The sequence below is a fragment of the Paenibacillus sp. Cedars genome, from assembly GCF_003184205.1.
GTDB lineage: Bacteria > Bacillota > Bacilli > Paenibacillales > Paenibacillaceae > Paenibacillus_AQ > Paenibacillus_AQ glucanolyticus.
In genome coordinates this window covers 4041882-4060909 of record NZ_CP020866.1, presented here as the reverse complement: position 1 = coordinate 4060909, position 19028 = coordinate 4041882, and the positions used below count along the sequence as shown (strand labels likewise).

The 19028-nt window shown below is 47.6% G+C and carries 17 protein-coding genes; 15 read left to right on the top strand and 2 right to left on the bottom strand.

All coding sequences use genetic code 11. The features are described from left to right. Window positions 1-170 precede the first annotated feature (170 nt). A complete protein-coding gene (locus B9D94_RS20510) occupies window positions 171-1433 on the top strand; it encodes an extracellular solute-binding protein (RefSeq protein ID WP_148247865.1) in 1263 nt (420 codons plus the stop codon). A gap of 75 nt (window positions 1434-1508) precedes the next feature. On the opposite strand, the gene B9D94_RS20505 is transcribed toward B9D94_RS20510, so the two are convergent. Beyond that, window positions 1509-2621 carry a coiled-coil domain-containing protein gene (locus tag B9D94_RS20505; protein ID WP_148247863.1) on the bottom strand — a complete coding sequence of 371 codons (1113 nt, stop codon included), beginning with the start codon at window positions 2619-2621 and terminating at the stop codon, window positions 1509-1511. A 251-nt stretch (window positions 2622-2872) separates the two neighbouring features. Further along, on the bottom strand, window positions 2873-3109 hold the full coding sequence (locus B9D94_RS20500; RefSeq protein ID WP_006209059.1) for a DUF2626 domain-containing protein: 237 nt from the start codon (window positions 3107-3109) through the stop codon (window positions 2873-2875). A 343-nt stretch (window positions 3110-3452) separates the two neighbouring features. Between B9D94_RS20500 and B9D94_RS20495 the strand changes: the two genes are divergently transcribed. The 14 genes from B9D94_RS20495 (at window position 3453) to B9D94_RS20430 (ending at window position 18991) form a co-directional block, all read left to right on the top strand. After that, a complete protein-coding gene (locus tag B9D94_RS20495) occupies window positions 3453-4103 on the top strand; it encodes an RsfA family transcriptional regulator (protein ID WP_036637856.1) in 651 nt (216 codons plus the stop codon). Between the two features lie 141 nt (window positions 4104-4244). Next, the gene (locus tag B9D94_RS20490) at window positions 4245-5210 is read left to right on the top strand and encodes a ketopantoate reductase family protein (protein WP_148247862.1); all 966 of its coding nucleotides are present in this window, start codon (window positions 4245-4247) and stop codon (window positions 5208-5210) included. Between the two features lie 12 nt (window positions 5211-5222). Beyond that, window positions 5223-5609 (top strand): DUF3397 domain-containing protein, encoded by a 387-nt coding sequence (locus B9D94_RS20485; RefSeq protein WP_036637861.1) that lies wholly within the window; start codon window positions 5223-5225, stop codon window positions 5607-5609. A gap of 149 nt (window positions 5610-5758) precedes the next feature. After that, the gene (locus B9D94_RS20480) at window positions 5759-7417 is read left to right on the top strand and encodes a peptide ABC transporter substrate-binding protein (protein WP_006209062.1); all 1659 of its coding nucleotides are present in this window, start codon (window positions 5759-5761) and stop codon (window positions 7415-7417) included. Window positions 7418-7625: 208 nt separating this feature from the next. Further along, on the top strand, window positions 7626-8558 hold the full coding sequence (locus B9D94_RS20475) for an ABC transporter permease (protein WP_006209063.1): 933 nt from the start codon (window positions 7626-7628) through the stop codon (window positions 8556-8558). 2 nt (window positions 8559-8560) lie between these two features. Next, window positions 8561-9511, top strand: coding sequence for an ABC transporter permease (locus tag B9D94_RS20470; RefSeq protein ID WP_006209064.1), 951 nt, complete (start codon window positions 8561-8563; stop codon window positions 9509-9511). 13 nt (window positions 9512-9524) lie between these two features. Beyond that, window positions 9525-10520, top strand: a complete 996-nt coding sequence (locus tag B9D94_RS20465; RefSeq protein ID WP_036637867.1) for an ABC transporter ATP-binding protein — start codon at window positions 9525-9527, stop codon at window positions 10518-10520. Continuing rightward, window positions 10517-11455 (top strand): ABC transporter ATP-binding protein, encoded by a 939-nt coding sequence (locus tag B9D94_RS20460; RefSeq protein ID WP_036637870.1) that lies wholly within the window; start codon window positions 10517-10519, stop codon window positions 11453-11455. Before B9D94_RS20465 ends, B9D94_RS20460 begins: the two co-directional genes overlap by 4 nt. A gap of 190 nt (window positions 11456-11645) precedes the next feature. Further along, a complete protein-coding gene (bshC, locus tag B9D94_RS20455; RefSeq protein ID WP_148247861.1) occupies window positions 11646-13277 on the top strand; it encodes a bacillithiol biosynthesis cysteine-adding enzyme BshC in 1632 nt (543 codons plus the stop codon). Window positions 13278-13318: 41 nt separating this feature from the next. Continuing rightward, window positions 13319-14587, top strand: a complete 1269-nt coding sequence (locus tag B9D94_RS20450; protein WP_148247859.1) for an adenosylhomocysteinase — start codon at window positions 13319-13321, stop codon at window positions 14585-14587. 208 nt (window positions 14588-14795) lie between these two features. Continuing rightward, window positions 14796-15233 (top strand): division/cell wall cluster transcriptional repressor MraZ, encoded by a 438-nt coding sequence (gene mraZ, locus B9D94_RS20445; protein ID WP_006209069.1) that lies wholly within the window; start codon window positions 14796-14798, stop codon window positions 15231-15233. A 75-nt stretch (window positions 15234-15308) separates the two neighbouring features. Further along, window positions 15309-16262, top strand: coding sequence for a 16S rRNA (cytosine(1402)-N(4))-methyltransferase RsmH (gene rsmH, locus B9D94_RS20440; protein WP_148248830.1), 954 nt, complete (start codon window positions 15309-15311; stop codon window positions 16260-16262). A 32-nt stretch (window positions 16263-16294) separates the two neighbouring features. Continuing rightward, window positions 16295-16711, top strand: a complete 417-nt coding sequence (locus B9D94_RS20435) for a hypothetical protein (protein WP_063478966.1) — start codon at window positions 16295-16297, stop codon at window positions 16709-16711. Between the two features lie 18 nt (window positions 16712-16729). Further along, window positions 16730-18991, top strand: a complete 2262-nt coding sequence (locus B9D94_RS20430; RefSeq protein ID WP_148247857.1) for a penicillin-binding transpeptidase domain-containing protein — start codon at window positions 16730-16732, stop codon at window positions 18989-18991. Window positions 18992-19028 lie beyond the last annotated feature (37 nt).

The following is a 19028-nucleotide window of genomic DNA, read 5'->3' as shown; positions in this document are numbered from 1 at the left end:
GATGAAGAATAATCATAATGATATGGGCTGCCTATGATCAGCGGGCAGTCCTATTTGTCTTCGGTTTTTAACAAAATATGGACTAGATAAATATTAAAAAAGATAGGACAAGAGCACTAGAAGTTTGGTAAAATAAGGGCATGTGCCTGCAGAAGGAGTGAAGATGGGATATGAAGCGGAAAAAATATTGGTTCCTGTTCGCCATTTTACTGTTGTCCTTATCCAGTTTATCTCCCAGTTTTGACTTCACTCACAATACAAGAAGAGAACCGCCGGGGGATGAGCCGATCCCTCCACAGCAAAGGCCGGATATTCCGGATCGTGATCTGGGTCCTGTTAAAGTCGGAGTTCAGTTGAACGGTGATGAGATGCGGCAGCTTAAAGCGATCAATGAGCGGTTTAAGGAGGAGACGGGGGCGGAGATTGAAATCGTTCCTCTGGAAACCAATGAAGAGCAGCTAGAGTCTTTTTTGCTTCAGATGACCCTTGGAGAAGGGCCCGACGTTTTATTGATGGATACACACTATATTAAAGCGCTTGCAATGAACGGCTATTTATTGCCGGTTGATGCATCGCAAGCGGTCATGCCTGGCGGCGATACCTTGAGCGGTCTTCTGCCGCCGCTGCAGTGGAACGGATATCAATGGGGGATGCCATTTGATATAGATCCCTATGTGATGACCTGGCAGGCCAAAGAGAAGGACGGTACTGTATTCAAAATACCGGAGAGCCGTAAGGCGTGGCAGGAATTTTTTGAGCTACATATAGAAACCCCTGTGATCTCATTTGATCCGAATGATCCATATGCGTTCGGTGCAGCAGTCCACTTGTTGGAAGGTGATCCTTCCAAGCCGGAGCAAGAGGTGCTGGATATGCTGATTCACAACAGGAAGCAAATGATGGAAACGAACCAAGTCGAGGAGGATACTCCGAGGAACACTGAGGAACCGTCTTCTCCATCCTCTGGGAAGGGGGAGGCAACGGTGGTCATTGAACCCTATTCTAGCTTTTCAGACAAGGATACCGAAGGTTTATCTCTTGCCCTTGCGATGGGAAAGACCCATTTGAACACACCTGTCGTCCGGACGAGAAGTTTTGCGGTAGCCGCGCACACGGAATCCCCCGCCTTAGCGATGAAATGGATTACCTATATGACAGATAAAGATATTCAGCATGAATGGAGTAAAGATGTCGGAACTTTGCCGGTTGTTTCGGAGCTGTATGTTACGGGTGCAGCCTTAAGAGATCGGGGCATCTGGCAAAAAGTGGCCGTGCCGGCTCAAGTGCTGCTCTCCCGGAATGAAGCGGCTGCTCTGGAATTCGGGGATGCGGAAGGTTTTCTTACCTATTCCGAGTCGGCACGCCGATTGCTGCTTGGGGAAATGACGAGGGAAGAATATATGAGGTTGTACAGGTCTGATCAACACGAATAATTAAACGAACAAGCTGCCTATCCAGGGCAGCTTGTTCGTTTTGTCAGGACTACGGCACCAGAGAGAGGGGGCCCGCTATAAGTCCAGTTCCATTTTCACCACGAGTCTTTGGTCCTCGCTCGATACTTCGGTTGCCTTCAAGAAGGACACCAGCTGTTTCGGATAAAAGTTCATGTCGAATTCTTCCTGCAAAGCTTTGCGGGTAGTATCCGGGAGTTCCAGCCGATTAAACACAAGTTTATCGACTTGAAACATGATGGCGTTCTCCGGTTCATTGATTACGGTGTATTTCCCTTCAATCAGCAGGGATAGATTGCCGCTTTTACCGGTAGCTGTCACCTTCCCGTCGTCAAAATGAAACGAAAAGGCATTAAAAATCTCATCCTGGGACCTCAAAAATGCGTTGAGATCATCCTCATGGATGTCAATGGTGTACACCTTCCCGTTGGTTTTCAACATATTTTTGCTACCCTGGACAAATTGCGGCAGATTCTCCATGGCACTTGCCAGGGCCTGAAAGTGACGTTTCACCTCATACAGTCCTACATTCTCCCAATACCGTGTGAATTCTTCAATCAGCTTTTTCATCGCATCCGGGTTGCCGCTGGCTGTCAGAGCCCCGTCAACCTGCTTCTCAAGCGCAAGTACCCGCTCGCGCTGCTTGACAAGGCTGTCTTTTACATCCGCGAGCTGAGCGGCGTTTCGAGCTGCTTCAGCCTGGGCTGATGCGAGGGAGCGGTATTGATTGTTGTAAACTGTAAGCGTATCCCGGTCGTTCTGAATGATAATATCGTAGAAGTCCATGATTCGAAAAAAACCGGCTAAATCCTTGGCGGAAAACAGCATCAAGAATAAGTGATCCCGTTCTCCCATGTAATAAGACCGAAGAACAGCTCCTGCCCGATCCCGCCGGTCTTCAATGCGTGTGCCCATATCCTGAATCTTGATTTGCAGCTCATTCTGAAGCACCTGCAATTCATCCAGACGTTTGGTTATCCGTTCAATTTCATGATCAATCTCCACGATGGATAGGCTGTCCTCCAGAAGTTGGCGCGCCTCTTCCGAATCAGGCATAGCAGGACTTGTTTCCTGCTGCGAATATACCGCGACAGGAGCTGCAATGAAGCAGAACAACAGGGCGATGAACAGCAAGAACGGGAGGATCGGATATTTTACTCGAACATTCAAACGGGAGTCCTCCTTGAATGGTTGTTAGTCGAAAGGAATCCATCCGTTGTCCCTTCATGTTTAACCAATATATGACGTGTACGACTCAATTATCAATCCTTAGGAACTAAAAAAGCGATCCGGCAGCTAAAGCACCTGATCGCTTTTTTAAGTACTTGTTCTCTAAGCGCAAGGAAAACCCACCAGCGCAGCCTCAGGTTGTCCAGGTTGACCGCCGGCAGATCAATAAATCGCTTGCATGGTTATGCTTGTTAGAGTGGTTTGCCCATAATGAAGACCGTCCAATAGCTAAAGCCCGTGAAGGTCACGATCATATAAGCCCAGAAGAGAAGAATATAGGTTCTCTCCGTGAATTTCAAATATCCCAGGATCACGAAAAATGCAGTCTGCAGGAAGAAGAGCAGAGCCATTTCAATATGATCACCGGCAAAGGCCATCAACCCGATAGTCAGGGTGAAAAAGCCAAGGACTCGAAACATCCGTGCCACGATTATATCCTCCTCTCGTATGTACGCACATAATGCTGCTATGAACATTATAGCGTTATGGGAAAAACGTGTAAACGCCTAACTCAAGAAAACCCTTCATTTTTTATTATTATCCAGAAGCAGGGCATTGAATTCGTTAACAAATTCAGCTAATCGGTGGTTTTCCCTCCTGTAAGAGTATGATCTGTATCCAAAATGGAAATACATTTTAGTATCAAATAGATTCTATGAACTCTATGAGAGGCATAGAAATGAATTAAGCAGTTTTTATACCCTATTCAGCAGCCGGATTTACGGTATTGAAGACGGTTATTTTAGGATGTCGTTAGGAGGGTTTTATGGTATGTCAGCAGTGAGACAGGATGCATGGAGTGCAGAGGACGACCTGATATTGGCGGAGGTGACCCTGCGTCATATTCGTGAGGGCAGCACCCAATTGGCTGCCTTTGAGGAAGTGGGAGAAAGAATAGGCCGGACATCGGCAGCATGCGGATTTCGTTGGAACAGTTGTGTTCGCAAGAAATATGAGGATGCTATCAGTTTGGCGAAATCTCAGCGTCAGAAGAGGAGTTATTATAAGAAGCAGCCTTCCTTAAGCGGACCGCAGGTTGCTGGCTTGGCTGCTCCGGAACTGGAACAGGATGTATACAAGAATGAAGGTGCAAGTGAAGAAACGCTTTCTATTGATGCCGTCATCCGTTTCCTTCGTCAATGGAAGGGTGGGCTTCAGGAAAGTTCGCGTCAGTATAAATCGCTTGAGAAGAGTTTGCGTGAGAAAGAGGATGAGCTCGCAAGGCTTCGCAGTGAGAATCAACGTTTGCTAAAGGAAGTAAGCGAAGTGAAAACTGACTATCATGTTGTCAATGATGATTATAAGGCATTGATTCAGATTATGGATCGGGCACGAAGATTGGCTTTCTTAAACGAAGAGGATGAGGAACTTAAAACTCGCTTCAAAATGGATGCAAACGGTAATCTGGAACGAATCGAATAGGAAAAAAGATTGTTTTGCTATTCACCGTAACCCGCATTAGTGCATTTCATGCGCTTTGGCGGGTTATTTGTGCGTATAGGAGATTATTCTGATATATACTAGGGCTAGTACGTAACGTTTGATTACATTTGGAGGATTCACATGAACATGAATATACATATCATCGGTGCAGGCTCATTGGGCCTGTTATATGCAGGCAAACTTGCGAGCTCCGGCTGCCGTGTCACGTTATGGTGTCGCAGTGAAGAGCAAGCGGACATGCTGAAGGCTTCAGGCATCACCATCGAGGAAGGTACAGGCCGGCACAAGCGGATGGATTCCAGCTCGCTCACGGTCTGCACAATGTCTTCCTTTGCCGAGCGAGGGGCTGCAGCCGATGCGGACTATCTGTTTCTGATGTTGAAGCAGCAAGGGATCGAAGATCTGGCAGCCCGGGTGCTGGCTCCATATGGTCAAGACCATCGCAGGCTGATCTGCTATCAGAACGGGACGGGGCATCTGGAGCGGCTTCAAGAACTGCTGCCTGCATGGACACTGTATGCGGCCATTACAACAGAGGGAGCCAAACGCACAAGTCTCGTATCTGTATTGCATGCTGGCCGCGGAACGACGACAATCGGCAAATTCATGCCCGAACAGGACTCTGCAAGCCCTGTTTCAGAGGGAAATGATGAAAATGAGCTCGTTAAACAGCTGAATAGAGCAGGATTTGAAGCTTTTTTGTCGAATGAAATGGATGTGATGATCTATCGTAAACTGCTGATGAATGCGGTGATTAACCCTTTGACTGCATTGTGGCGGATTCCTAATGGAGAGCTGTTATCATCGCCCGAACGCGTCAGGCTGATGCAGCAGCTTTATGATGAAGGGATCGCCGTATATAAAGCGGGCGGCATTCCTTATGGGAGCAGGCTCTGGGAATGGATTGTAGCTGTCTGTCAATCGACTTCGGGTAACACGTCTTCCATGCTAAAGGATGTTATGGACAGCAGAACGACCGAAGTGGCCTGGATTAACGGAAGCATTGTAGGCCTGGGGCGTAAATATGGCATTGCGGTGCCAACACACGAGCTCATTGTGCAGCTCATTGAGGGGATGAATACATAGGGGGGTTTAAGCATGGGGTTCTTGCAGGGTGTGTTTAACACATTAAGTCTATTTCCGTTCATTCCATTTATCCTTGTTTATATGATCGTCTTGCAAAGAAACAAAAATCGAAAACAAGCGTTTGGGCTGGCTATGGATGTCACCACTTTTTTCCTGCTGTTTTCGGTATCCGCCTTGTTTAATAATACGTTCCAGTCCAAATCCGGGTTCTATCTTATTCTCCTCATGCTGCTTATTGCAACTGGGCTAATCGGAAGTGCGCAGAACCGCTGGAAGGGCAAGGTTAACGGCAAAAGACTGGCGAGAGCCGTCTGGCGGCTTGGCTTCGTTGCTATGAGTTTCGGTTACGTAGTTTTCACATTTTTTGGTATCCTTTCATACATAATTAAAGTTACGTAAGAACAATCTAATAACTAGAATTCAATGATAAATCTGTTTGATCCTTGGGTCAGGCAGATTTTTCAATTTATTGATTTCTGGATTTTTTTGACCACTGGTTGTATAATCGATAAGCATATACCTAAAATCTATGAGGGGGATACCGCAAGATGAAGAAACACAAAAAATTACTGCTTCTTATGACGCTTATTCTTGCTTTCAGCTCCGTGTTGGCAGCATGTGGAGCTGACAAGAACGAAGGCGCCGATAATGGCGGAACGGACAAGCCTAAAGAGCAGGTCTTCCGCATGAACCTTGCTTCCGACCCTCCTACATTGGATCCGGGCTTGGCTCAGGATAACACATCGAATACGGTAATCAGTTCTGTATTTGAAGGTTTGGTTCGTAAAGGTGCGGACGGCACCGAAGAGCAAGGCGTAGCCGAAAAATGGGATATTTCTGAAGATGGACTGAAATATGTCTTCACCCTTCGCCAAGATGCCAAATGGAGCAACGGCGATCCAGTAACAGCAAAAGATTTTGAGTATGCTTGGAAACGTGTACTTGATCCAAACTTTACACCTGCATCACCATACGCTTATCAGCTGTATTACATCAAAAATGCTGAAGCTTACAATCTTGGAGACATTAAAGACGCTAATGAGGTTGGCGTAAAGGCAACTGACGATTATACATTGGAAGTTACACTCGAAAACCCTACACCTTACTTCCTCAGCTTGATGTCATTCCAAACGTACTTCCCGGTTCACAGCTCCGTTGAAGGAAATGCTTCTTGGGCAACCAAGCCGGATACGTTGATCGGTAACGGTCCGTTCAAGGTTTCACAAATGACTAAAGGTCAAAAGATCGAGCTTGTGAAGAACGACCAGTACTGGGACAAGGATTCCATCAAACTTGAAAAAGTTCAAATGAGTATCGTAAACAGCTCTGCTACTGAACTTTCAAGCTATCGTAACGATGAGCTGGATTATGCAGGACATCCAACAGGCAACATCCCGACGGATCAGCTGAGTGCGATCAAGAAGGAACTTGGCGATGAGCTGATGATCAAAGGTATTTCATCGACGTATTTCTATATTTTTAACACTACCGAAGAACCATTCGACAATGTGAACATTCGTAAAGCATTCTCGATGGCGATTGACCGTAAGGCAATTGTAGAAAAAATTACGCAAGGCGGACAAATCCCTGCATTTGGTTTTGTTCCTCCGGGTATCAAGGGTGAGTCCGACGAGTACCGCACAGAGGTACCGGATACTTACTTCCAAGAAAATCTTGAAGAGGCTAAGAAACTGCTCGAGCAAGGTATGAAGGAAAAAGGCTATACCACATTGCCTGAAGTTACTCTGATCCACAACTCCGATGACAACCACAAGAAAATTGCACTTGCGATTTCCGATATGTGGAAGAACAATCTCGGAGTTAATGTGAAAGTTCAAAACCAAGAGTGGGGCGTATTCCTGAAAAACCGTACGGATCTGAACTATCAAATTGCACGTTCCGGTTGGGGAGCAGACTATAACGACCCGATGACTTATATCGATATGTGGACATCCAATGGTGGTAACAACGACACCGGCTTCAAGAACGAAGAATATGACAAACTTGTGAAAGATGCTTATGCTACTAGCGATAATGCTAAGCGCATGGAGCTGATGTCCAAAGCCGAGAAAATTCTTGTTCAAGACAACCAGGTTGTAATGCCAATTTACTACTACTCCAGTGTGTCCCTGGTTAAACCATGGGTGAAAAACCTCCATCTGGATTATAAAGGTGATATCGATTTCACACGTGCATATATCGAGTAGTCTTTTGTAAACCAATTATAAAAGGTTACGGTTCGGGATATATATGTGGGGCATTCAAACCTCATATATATCCCGATTTTTTTGTATGAGCGCAAGGTTTCCAAATCTTGTGTCCGTTGGGGAAAGTTAAGGGATGCTCAATCCGTTCTGGAATTATACAATTGTATAGACGGCTTGGTTTAGAACAACTGATCAGGAGGCTAGCGAAATGCTGAGGTATGTGGCGAGTAAGTTTTTTTATATGCTTGTATCGTTGTTCATACTGATCTCAGCCACTTTTTTTCTTATGAAAGCCATACCGGGCGATCCGTTTATGGGAGAGAAAAAGCCATCGCCTGAAATTTTGGCGAGGTTGATGGAACAGTATGATTTAGATAAACCGTTGTTTCAGCAGTATACGAAATACTTGGGAAACATCGTCCAGGGTGATTTTGGTTTGTCCATGAAGAAACAGGGACAATCCGTTACTGATATTATTGTCGACACGTTCGGGCCTTCACTGCGACTGGGTCTCATCGCGATTGTCGTATCCGTTATCGTGGGTGTCCTGCTGGGGATGCTTGCAGCACTGTATCACCGCAAGCTGATTGACAACATCGCTATGATTGTCTCGGTGTTGGGAATCGCGGTGCCGAGTTTTGTACTCGCATCCTTGCTGCAGTACCTATTGGCGGAGAAGGCAGGCATTTTCAATGTCATGGGCTTTGAAGGACCGCTTGATTACGTGCTTCCAGTTATGGCGTTATCTGCTCAACCGATTGCATTTATTGCCCGTTTGACACGATCCAGCATGCTGGAAGTGCTGCACTCGGATTATATCAAGACGGCGAAGGCGAAAGGACTTAATTGGTTTGCCATTATGTTCCGTCATGTTATCCGAAATGGTATTTTGCCGGTCGTAACCTACGTCGGCCCGATGACAGCAAATATTATCACGGGTTCGGTCGTTATTGAACAGATCTTTGGTATTGGCGGCATCGGTAAGCAGTTTGTTGAAAGTATTACAAACCGTGATTATACAGTGATTATGGGTATCACCATTTTCTACGGCATCTTGTTGATGCTGGCGCGTTTCATTACGGATATCGTGTATATATTCGTTGATCCACGTATTAAATTGACCGGCGGGAAGGAGAGGTAGACATGGAGAAAGAACAAAGTATGCCTCATCCTGCGGCACTAAACCTGAAGCCTGAAGATTTTCAGAAGATTGGTCCTGATGAGAAACAATCTGAAGTAATACAGCGTGAAAGTTTATCCTCGTGGAGAGATTCCTGGGAGAGATTGCGTAAGAACAAGCTAGCGATGGCCGGTTTGATTATTATGATCCTGATTGTCGTCATGGCGATTATTGGCCCGATGATCTCTAATTATGACTATGAAACGAATGATTTGATGAATACGAACATGCCGCCTTCATCAGAACATTGGTTTGGAACCGACGACCTGGGACGCGATGTTTTTGTACGTACCTGGATGGGCGCTCGGATTTCATTGACCGTTGGTCTTGCAGCAGCTGCGATTGACTTGATGATTGGTGTTATATATGGCGGCATCATGGGATACTTCGGTGGCCGTGTAGATGAGTTTATGAATAAGTTTGCAGAAATTCTGTATTCCATTCCATATCTGCTTGTTACGATTTTGCTGCTCGTTGTATTCGAACCAAGTTTAGGGACGATCATACTCGCCTTAACCATCACGGGATGGATCAATATGTCCTGGATTGTAAGGGGCGAGATCATGCAGCTCAAGAGCAGAGAGTATGTACTTGCTTCTCGCTCCATGGGTGCGGGGACTTCCCGCTTGTTGTTCCGGCATCTGATACCCAATGCGATGGGACCGATCATCGTTACGTTGACCTTGTCGGTGCCTAGTGCAATTTTCGCCGAAGCCTTCCTGAGTTTCCTTGGTCTTGGCGTTCAAGCTCCGGTCGCTTCTTGGGGCTCCATGATTAATGATGCGCTGTCCGGATGGATGTACTATCCATGGCGGATGTTGTTCCCTGCTCTATTTATCAGCTTGACGATGTTAGCATTCAACATTTTCGGTGATGGACTGCGTGATGCTCTTGATCCGAAATTGAAAAAATAGGAGGTGGGAAGGTATGGAACCGATCTTGCAGGTGAAGGACCTCAACGTATCGTTTCGTGTTCGCGGCGGTGAAGTAAAGGCTGTGCGCGGCATGAATTTTGAAGTCGGCAAGGGGGAGACGGTTGCCATCGTCGGTGAGTCCGGAAGCGGTAAAAGTGTTACTGCCCAGACCATTATGCGATTGATTCCGTCCCCGCCCTCAGAAATTAAAAAAGGAGAGGTCATTTTCCAAGGACAAGACCTTCTCAAAAAAACCAATAAACAGATGGAAGCGATTCGCGGCAAGGATATCGGAATGATTTTCCAGGATCCGATGACCTCGCTCAATCCGACCATTAGAATAGGGAAGCAGATCACGGAGGTGCTGGTTAAGCACCAAGGGATGTCCTTCTCGGAAGCAAAAAAACATGCGATTGAAATGCTGAAGCTGGTTGGCATCAAAAATGCAGAGGAACGCTTCAATCAGTATCCGCATGAGTTCTCCGGCGGTATGCGCCAGCGTGCGATGATAGCCATCGCGCTTGCATGCAAGCCGACCCTGCTGATCGCCGATGAGCCGACAACGGCACTCGACGTTACCATTCAGGCACAGATTATGGATGTTATGAAGGAAATGCAGGAGCGCCTCGGAACATCGATCATTCTGATCACGCATGACCTTGGTGTGGTTGCCGGAATGTGTGACCGTGTTATCGTTATGTATGCAGGTGAAGTCGTGGAAACCGGAACGAAATGGGAGATATTCAAAAATCCCCAGCATCCTTACACCAAAGGCCTGCTTCGTTCGATGCCGCGTCTGGATCAGAAAAAAGACGAGCCGCTTATTCCGATTATCGGAACACCGCCGGATCTCATTAAACCTCCGGTAGGCTGTCCGTTCGCTGCGCGCTGTGATGAAGCTATGAGAATTTGTGAACGGGTAGATCCGGGCGCAACGGAATTCAGTGACACGCATATGGCGCGCTGCTGGAATCTGCATCCGATGGCGAAGGAGGCGCAAGGTTCATGAAGGATAACCACTTGATCGAGGTAAAGGGCCTTAAGAAGTATTTCAATGTCGGTAAGGGCAACATCCTTAAAGCGGTCGACGACTTGAATTTTTATATTCGCGAAGGCGAGACGCTTGGTATGGTGGGAGAGTCCGGTTGCGGCAAGTCAACAGCAGGACGGACGATTCTGCGGCTCTACGAACCAACTGCCGGCAGCGTTAACTTTAACGGAACCGACATTTACAAGCTGTCTCCGGGCAAAATGAAGGCGATGCGCCGTGACATGCAGATGATTTTCCAGGATCCGTATGCCTCGCTGAATCCAAGATTTACGGTTTCGGATATCATCGGAGAAGCACTGGATATTCACGGAATGGCAGGCAGCCGCGCCGAGCGCAAGAAGCGGATCGAGGAGCTGCTGGATATGGTTGGCTTGAATAGTGACCATTCGACGCGTTACCCTCATGAATTTTCTGGCGGTCAGCGTCAACGGATCGGGATAGCCCGTGCACTTGCGGTTAACCCTAAATTCATCATTTGTGATGAACCGATCTCAGCGCTTGACGTTTCCATCCAGGCGCAGGTTGTTAACTTGCTGAAGGACTTGCAGGATCGTCTTGGCCTGACTTATCTCTTCATTGCGCATGACTTGTCCATGGTTAAGCATATCAGTGACCGGGTAGCGGTAATGTACTTGGGTAAAATGGTGGAGCTGGCAGATAGTGAAGAACTGTATGCGAATCCGATCCATCCGTACACCAAAACATTGCTGTCCGCGATTCCGATTCCGGATCCGGAAATCGAGGCAAACAAAAAACGTCTCAAGCTCGAGAATGATATGCAGGGACCGATTTCAGCAGCCAAAGGCGAGGACGGAACCGTCCAGCTGGACGTGAAGGATTCGGAGCTGGTAGAGGTATCTAAAGGACACTGGGTTGCTAAAGCCTACGCTTAAAGCGCGCTTGTCCTAAATCTAGAAATGCTGATCTCTAGAATAGCCGCCGGCTTGTATGCCGGCGGCTATTCTTTTCCTTTGACGCAGAATGCCAACATTCGGTACAATCAAGAAAGGCTAATCATATATAAGAAATTCGAGTGCTTAACAATCTAGATTTGGTTGCGACGCAGAATAGGAGGCAGACCTCATGAATATCGTTCCGGAACCATTGTCCCTCGCTTCGCGTCTCGCTCAGGATTATATTCACCACTTCGAACGGGTAAGCGGGTTCTATGGTGAAGATCATCGCAGCGAGCACGGCTATGCCGAGCGGGTAAAATGGCTGGATCTTTCCGAAGATAAGCGAGTTCAGCGTAAAGTGCTGGTAGACTGTCTTCGTACGTATAATCAGCTACACAATGATCATCCCGCCGTACATACATCACTCCAGCTTCTGGAGCAGCCGGGAACGGTAACCATGGTTGGCGGACAGCAAAGCGGGCTGTTCACTGGACCCCTGCTAGTTATATATAAAGCGATTACCGTCATTCAAGCCGCCCGCGAAGCGGAGGAACGCTTGAATCGTCCCGTTGTGCCTGTGTTCTGGATTGCTGGGGAGGATCATGACTGGGATGAAGTGAATCATACCTTTTTCCTACGTCAGGACCAGCAGATTTCCAAAATCAAGCTCGACGCAAAGGATGGGCTTAGAACGTCTGTCAGTTACACTGGCGTTGCCGAAGAGGATTGGAATTTGATGCTGTCAGAGCTGCAAACGAAGCTGTCAGACAGCGAGTACAAGGCAGATATATTGAAGCTGGCACGTGATGCGTGTAACGGCTCGAGGGGGCTCAGCGAGGCCTTCGCTAAACTGATCAACCGTTTGTTTGGCAAATATGGCCTCATACTGCTAGATTCGGCGGACCCCGGACTTCGGGCGCTGGAAGTACCTGTATTCGAATCGCTGATCACTCACAATGAAACCTTAGGTCTTTCGTATCAGCAGGCTGCAAGGGATATCAAGGGACTTGGTTATGATGTTCAGGCCGATGTTTCCGAGAATGGGGCTAACCTGTTCTACCTGCATGAAGGCAGGCGCTTGCTGCTGTACCGGGAGGGGAATGTATTCTCAGACCGTAAAGGCATGGTTACGCTCACAGAGCAGGAACTTCTTCGAGATTTGCATGCGCATCCCGAGCGTTTCAGCAACAATGTGCTGACTCGCCCAATTATGCAGGATTGTCTGCTGCCTGTGCTGGGAACGATACTCGGTCCGGGGGAAATTTCTTATTGGGCGATTACGCGTTATGCCTTTGCTGATTTAGGTCTGCAGATGCCGCTGATCATACCGAGAATGTCGTTCTCCATCGTAGACGGAACCGTCCATAAACTCATGGAGAAATATGAAATATCCTTCGAAGATGTTCATAACCGCCTCGACAAGAAGCGCGAGACATGGCTTGCGAGCAAGGACGAACTGAATCTGGAGGATCGATTCAGCAAGACCCGTGAACAATTTGAAGCTTTATATCAACCCTTAATAGAAGATCTTGGCAGAATGCAGTCAGGACTGTTAAAATTAGGATTAACCAATAAAGATAAGATATTGGAGCAGATGGATTACCTGTTGAGTAAATCCCGGAATGCATTGGAACAGCAGCATGAGGCCGCCTTGGCACAGTGGAAGCGGATCGAGCAAACGCTGTTACCGGAAGGCAAGCCTCAGGAGAGGGTGTACAACATCCTTGAATACATGAATCGTTATGGATTGAATCTGGTGGATAGCCTGATGGAAATCCCATACGAAAGTTCGGGCATTCACCGGGTTGTTTACGTATAATGAGCAGGAATTCAATCATCAGATCACGGGAGGCTGTTAATATGAGCTCATCATCAATACAAACCAGCAATATTACCGACTTGAAACTGGCACCGGAAGGCCATCTGAAAATTGATTGGGTGCAGGCGCATATGCCGGTACTGAACCGGGTGCGCGAGCAGTTCGAACAAGAACAGCCATTCAAAGGCTTGAAAGTGGCCATTTCCTTGCATCTGGAAGCGAAGACAGCTTACCTGGCAAAGGTCATTCAGACTGGCGGAGCTGAAGTGACCATTACCGGCAGTAATCCGTTGTCTACGCAAGACGATGTATGCGCCGCGCTGGTAGAAGACGGAATCACGGTGTTTGCCAAGTATAATCCGGATCCGGCAGAGTATAAGCAGCACCTCATTTCAACTCTGGAGACAAGACCGGATTTGATCATTGATGATGGCGGGGATCTCGTAACAATACTCCACTCGGAGCGCACGGATCTGCTTGAAGGAATCCGGGGTGGTGCCGAAGAGACAACAACAGGAATCCTGCGTCTGAAGTCGCTTGAGAAAGAAGGCTCTCTGAAATTCCCGATGGTCGCTGTAAATGATGCGTATTGCAAATACTTATTTGATAACCGGTACGGAACCGGACAATCGGTATGGGACGGAATCAACCGGACAACAAATCTGGTTGTTGCAGGCAAAACCGTCGTCGTTGTAGGGTATGGCTGGTGCGGCAAGGGCGTGGCTATGCGCGCTAAAGGTCTTGGCGCCAACGTCATTGTGACCGAGATTGATCCTATTAAGGCGGTTGAGGCTTACATGGATGGCTTCCACGTTATGCCGATGCGTGAAGCAGCGAAGCTGGGAGATTTCTTCGTCACGGTGACAGGCAACCGGGATGTAATCAGCGGGGAAGATTTCGATGTCATGAAAGACGGAGCGATCCTGTCGAATGCCGGTCATTTTGATGTAGAAGTCAATAAGCCGGACCTCACGGAACGTTCCAAGTCGGTTCGTACGGTTCGACGCAATATCGAGGAATATCATCTGAACGATGGCCGCAAGATTTATCTGCTTGCAGAAGGCCGCCTTGTGAATCTTGCGGCAGGAGATGGGCATCCCGCAGAAATCATGGATATGACGTTTGCGCTTCAGGCGTTGTCGCTTAAACATGTGAATGATCAATACCAGCGTATCGGTAACCGTGTCGTTAATGTTCCATACGAATTGGATCAACAGGTTGCATTATATAAACTGGAAAGTCTAGGTATCCAAATTGACAGCCTGAGCGATGAGCAGAAATCCTACTTGGACAGCTGGGCTCAGCACTAATACCGCAGCAGCTTTAGATCATTTGCAAACCTCCTTTTATTCCCAATGAGGAATGAAAGGAGGTTTTTTGTGCGGTGGTTCTGAGAGAAAGTTCCAAAAAAACAAATGCATCTTTGAAGGAATTTGATTCTTGACGCCGAATCTATTATCCTAAAGTGGTGGAAAGTGGTGCAAAGTGGGGAATCGGGGTTAAGGAGTGGAATGCCTGATGTTCATGGGGGAGTTTCAGCATAGCATCGACGATAAGGGGAGAATCATTATCCCTGCTAAATTTCGTGACCTCCTGGGCAATTCATTTATCGTAACCCGCGGTTTGGATAACTGCCTCTTTGTATACCCCCGAGATGAATGGGCCATCATGGAGCAGAAGCTCAAGTCCCTGCCACTCATGAAGTCGGATGCACGCGCATTTACCCGGTTTTTTTTCTCCGGGGCGACGGAATGTGAATGGGATAAACAGGGAAGGGTAAATTTGCCGGGCAATTTGCGCGAGTTCGCCAAGCTCGAGAAAGAATGCGTCGTCATCGGCGTATCGAGCCGAGTGGAGATCTGGAGCAAGGAGCAGTGGCAAAATTACTATCAGCAGTCGGAGGAAACATTTAACGACATTGCTGAGAAGCTGGTAGACTTTGATTTTGATCTATGACCAACATGTGAAACTTTGTAAATGGACAAGTATTACTTAAAAATCATGAATGAGAAACAATGGAGGGCTGCAGCTTTGTTCCATCACATCACAGTGCTTAAGCAAGAAGCGACAGAAGGGCTGCGCATCAAACCAGACGGTATATATGTTGACTGTACGCTCGGGGGAGCAGGGCACAGCTCGCTCATTGCTTCCCAACTAAGTTCGAATGGCCGGTTAATCGCACTGGATCAGGACGACTGGGCATTGAACAATGCCAGGGAAGTCATGAAGCCTTACGTGGACCGGATTACCCTTGTCAAAACTAACTTTCGCGATCTGGAGGAGGTGCTCCGAAGCGAAGTGGGAGTTGACGAGAACGGGCAGCCACAAGTTGACGGTATACTGTTCGATTTGGGCGTATCTTCTCCGCAATTCGATGAGGGGGAGAGAGGGTTTAGTTATAATCATGACGCCCCGCTGGACATGCGGATGGATCAATCCGCTGAGCTTACGGCAGCCAAGATTGTAAACGAATGGCCGGAACAGGAAATCGCACGAATATTGTACGAATACGGCGAAGAAAAATTTTCAAGGCGAATTGCGAAGGTTATTGTGGAAAGAAGGGTACAGGGTCCTATTCACACAACCGGAGAGCTTGTCGAAATGATAAAGGAAGGGATTCCAGCCGCAGCTCGGAGAACGGGCGGCCACCCAGCTAAACGCAGCTTTCAAGCGTTTCGCATTGCGGTAAATGATGAGCTCGGTGCATTCAAAGACGCGCTTCACCAAGCCGTGAGATGTCTTGCACCAGGTGGTAGAGTCTCCGTCATTACTTTCCACTCGCTCGAAGATCGGATATGCAAACAAATATTCAACAGTTACATTCCCAAGTGCACATGCCCTCCTGATTTTCCGATGTGTGTATGCGGAGGCGGCCAAGGTGACCTGAAGCTGGTTAACCGTAAACCGCTCATCCCCTCAGTGGAAGAGATTGAGAGTAATCCAAGAGCACGATCGGCGAAGCTGCGGATTGCGGAGAAACTGTAGAACGTAAAATCCCTGAAGAAGGAGAATCAGCCATGGCTTACACGCGCGGCAATTTAGCCGTACAGGAGAGACAGAAGGAAACGCAGCAGCAGTCCGCTTATCTCGAGAAGACGAAAGTCATTAAACGCCGTTCCCAGCTTCCCCAAAAAGAAAAGCTGCTGTATTTGTTGTCCGTGGTGTTCGTGGTTGTTGTCATGGGCGTCATCGGCATGAGCCATGTTCATTCTTATGATTTGAACCGGCAGATTCATGATACGGACAATAAGATAGTAGAAGCGAAACGGAATATCAATCAGCTTCAGGTTGAGAAGCAGACACTGGAGACGCAAGTATTGGAGAAGGCCAAAGAGCTTGGTTATGTGCCTATTGAGGATGACAACGCGATCCATCTATCACCCGTCTCGGGATCAACCGGGACACAGGATTCAGACTCGGGACAAAATGATTGAAGTGTGAGGTTTTGACCGATGATAAAAAAAATTAAACTGCGTACCGTGCTAATAGGGGGATGTATAACCCTCTTTTTTGCTTTATTGATTGGTCGGGTGTTTTGGCTGCAGGTCATTGACAACGATTTTTGGAAGGAACAAGCCGTGTCGAAATGGTCGCGCAAACAGGATCTTCCCGCAACGCGCGGGACGATTATGGATCGGGACGGCGATATCATGGCCATGGATGCCCCTGCGTTTACGGTTGTTCTGAACCCGGCCGTCATTCAAGCTAACGGCTTGGAGAACGAGGTGGTAAAGGGGCTGCATGAAATTCTCGGCAAGGATGAGGATGAGCTCCGTAAACTGGTCAAGGCCAAAAATGAAAAAGGTGAGTACCTCCAGGGCCGGGAAGTCCGCAATGAAGGATGGAAAATCGACCAGGAGAAGATGGAAGAGGTTAAAGAATTTAGTGATGGCTTGAACCAAAAATTAAAGGCTGCCGGTAAAGTGGCGGATTCGGGCATCGGCTTTCAAAGAGAGTCAAAACGCTATTATCCCCAGAAGACATTGGCTGCGCATATCCTGGGATATACCGAGCGTCAGGGTAAGGCTGTCGGGGGTATTGAGCAATACTATGATGAGGATCTGAAGGGAACCGACGGATTCGCTGCGTACAAGAGCGACAAGAAAGGGATCAAGCTCCCGAGCGAGGATGAGTTATACCAGCCTGCGATAAATGGGAAAAATTTAGTACTGACGATGGACGATACAATCCAGTATTATATCGAGGAAGCGATGCGCGAGACGTATAACCAGTATAAACCAATCAGTATGACGGTGATCGCGGCGGATCCGAACACGATGGAAATACTGGGAATGGCCAATATGCCAACTTTTGATCCCAATACATATTCGGAATGGAATCAAAAGAATTTTAATAATCATGCTGTGCGGTCCATATATGAGCCGGGATCGACCTTCAAGATTGTAACGCTGGCCAGTGCCGTGCAGGAGAAGCTGTTTAACCCGAATGCTGCCTACCAGTCCGGATCCATCCGGGCAGGGGGAAGAACCCACTGGGATCTCAATCGATCCGGTTGGGGGACGATCTCTTATCTTGAAGGTGTCAAGAGGTCTAGTAACGTTGCCTTTGTTAAGCTGGGATTCGAAATGCTTGGGAAGGAACGCTTTACGAATTATATTAGAGATTTTGGGTTTACTCAGAAGACGGACATTGATCTTCCGGGTGAGATTCTGGGTAGCCTTAATATGACTTACGATTCCGATATTTCGACGATGACTTATGGCTATGCCGTATCCGTAACGCCTATTCAACAGATTGCGGCTATTTCAGCAGTTGCCAATGGTGGTAAGCTCATGAAACCTCTTATGGTAAAACAGATCGAAGATCCTAATACAGGCGAAGTTCAGAAAATCGAGCCGGAAGTGATCCGTCAGGTCATTTCTCCTGAAGCGGCCAAAGAGACAGGAATATATCTTGAACAAGTTGTAGCTGACCAGGTAGATGGTACAGGAAGATATGCTTATATCGATGGCTACAGAGTTGCTGGAAAAACAGGCACTGCTATTAAATCTAACGGTGGATATGCTGACCGCTCCAAGCAAATTGTTTCATTTATCGGCTATGCACCAGTAAATGATCCGAAAATCGCGGTACTGGTTATCATTGACGAGCCGAATGAGGAGATCGGCGGCGGTAAGTTGGCTGCGCCGATATTTAAAGAGATTGTATCCAAGACATTAAATTATTGGGGAGTCCCGAAATCGAATGTGACACAGCAATCAAGCAAGTCAAATAAGGCAGCAATTTCTGAAAATGCTCGTATCTCTCCTGACTTGTCAGGCATGAAGGTCAGTGAAGTGAAGACCAAGCTGCTTGATGAGGGCGCGACATTCGAAACGTTGGGCAGTGGGAGCACGGTAAAGCAGCAATACCCACCAGCCGGAGCAGCGATGAGTGCCGGCCAGCGTATCTATCTGCTTACCGAGGACAATGCGTCCATGCAGATTCCGCATTTACAGGGTGAATCCCTCAGGGATGCCATGGAAGTGCTCACCTTGATGAAGGTGAAAGTGAATGTCCAAGGTGAAGGCTACGTTGCTGAACAATTGGAAACGACTGAGAATGGTCAGCGAACCGTACATTTAACACTTAAATCCGCGGAGGAATTGTTAACAGGAAGCGATACCCCGGAGGATGAAGCTGAGCCTCCTGCGGATAACGAAGCCGGAGCAACCGGCGAAGGTGAAACTGAAGGCAAGGCAGATGGGGAATAGCTTGTTCTAACCCGAGGTTGTCCCGAATACTCATGTG

Bases quoted from the DNA above. Each gene is read 5' to 3' on its own strand.
- B9D94_RS20490 (WP_148247862.1), top strand. From the start codon at position 4,245: ATGAACATGAATATACATATCATCGGTGCAGGCTCATTGGGCCTGTTA.
- B9D94_RS20435 (WP_063478966.1), top strand. From the start codon at position 16,295: ATGGCTTACACGCGCGGCAATTTAGCCGTACAGGAGAGACAGAAGGAA.
- bshC (WP_148247861.1), top strand. From the start codon at position 11,646: ATGAATATCGTTCCGGAACCATTGTCCCTCGCTTCGCGTCTCGCTCAG.
- B9D94_RS20485 (WP_036637861.1), top strand. From the start codon at position 5,223: ATGGGGTTCTTGCAGGGTGTGTTTAACACATTAAGTCTATTTCCGTTC.
- B9D94_RS20430 (WP_148247857.1), top strand. From the start codon at position 16,730: ATGATAAAAAAAATTAAACTGCGTACCGTGCTAATAGGGGGATGTATA.
- B9D94_RS20470 (WP_006209064.1), top strand. From the start codon at position 8,561: ATGGAGAAAGAACAAAGTATGCCTCATCCTGCGGCACTAAACCTGAAG.
- B9D94_RS20495 (WP_036637856.1), top strand. From the start codon at position 3,453: ATGTCAGCAGTGAGACAGGATGCATGGAGTGCAGAGGACGACCTGATA.
- B9D94_RS20460 (WP_036637870.1), top strand. From the start codon at position 10,517: ATGAAGGATAACCACTTGATCGAGGTAAAGGGCCTTAAGAAGTATTTC.
- B9D94_RS20510 (WP_148247865.1), top strand. From the start codon at position 171: ATGAAGCGGAAAAAATATTGGTTCCTGTTCGCCATTTTACTGTTGTCC.
- B9D94_RS20465 (WP_036637867.1), top strand. From the start codon at position 9,525: ATGGAACCGATCTTGCAGGTGAAGGACCTCAACGTATCGTTTCGTGTT.
- mraZ (WP_006209069.1), top strand. From the start codon at position 14,796: ATGTTCATGGGGGAGTTTCAGCATAGCATCGACGATAAGGGGAGAATC.
- B9D94_RS20480 (WP_006209062.1), top strand. From the start codon at position 5,759: ATGAAGAAACACAAAAAATTACTGCTTCTTATGACGCTTATTCTTGCT.
- B9D94_RS20450 (WP_148247859.1), top strand. From the start codon at position 13,319: ATGAGCTCATCATCAATACAAACCAGCAATATTACCGACTTGAAACTG.
- B9D94_RS20475 (WP_006209063.1), top strand. From the start codon at position 7,626: ATGCTGAGGTATGTGGCGAGTAAGTTTTTTTATATGCTTGTATCGTTG.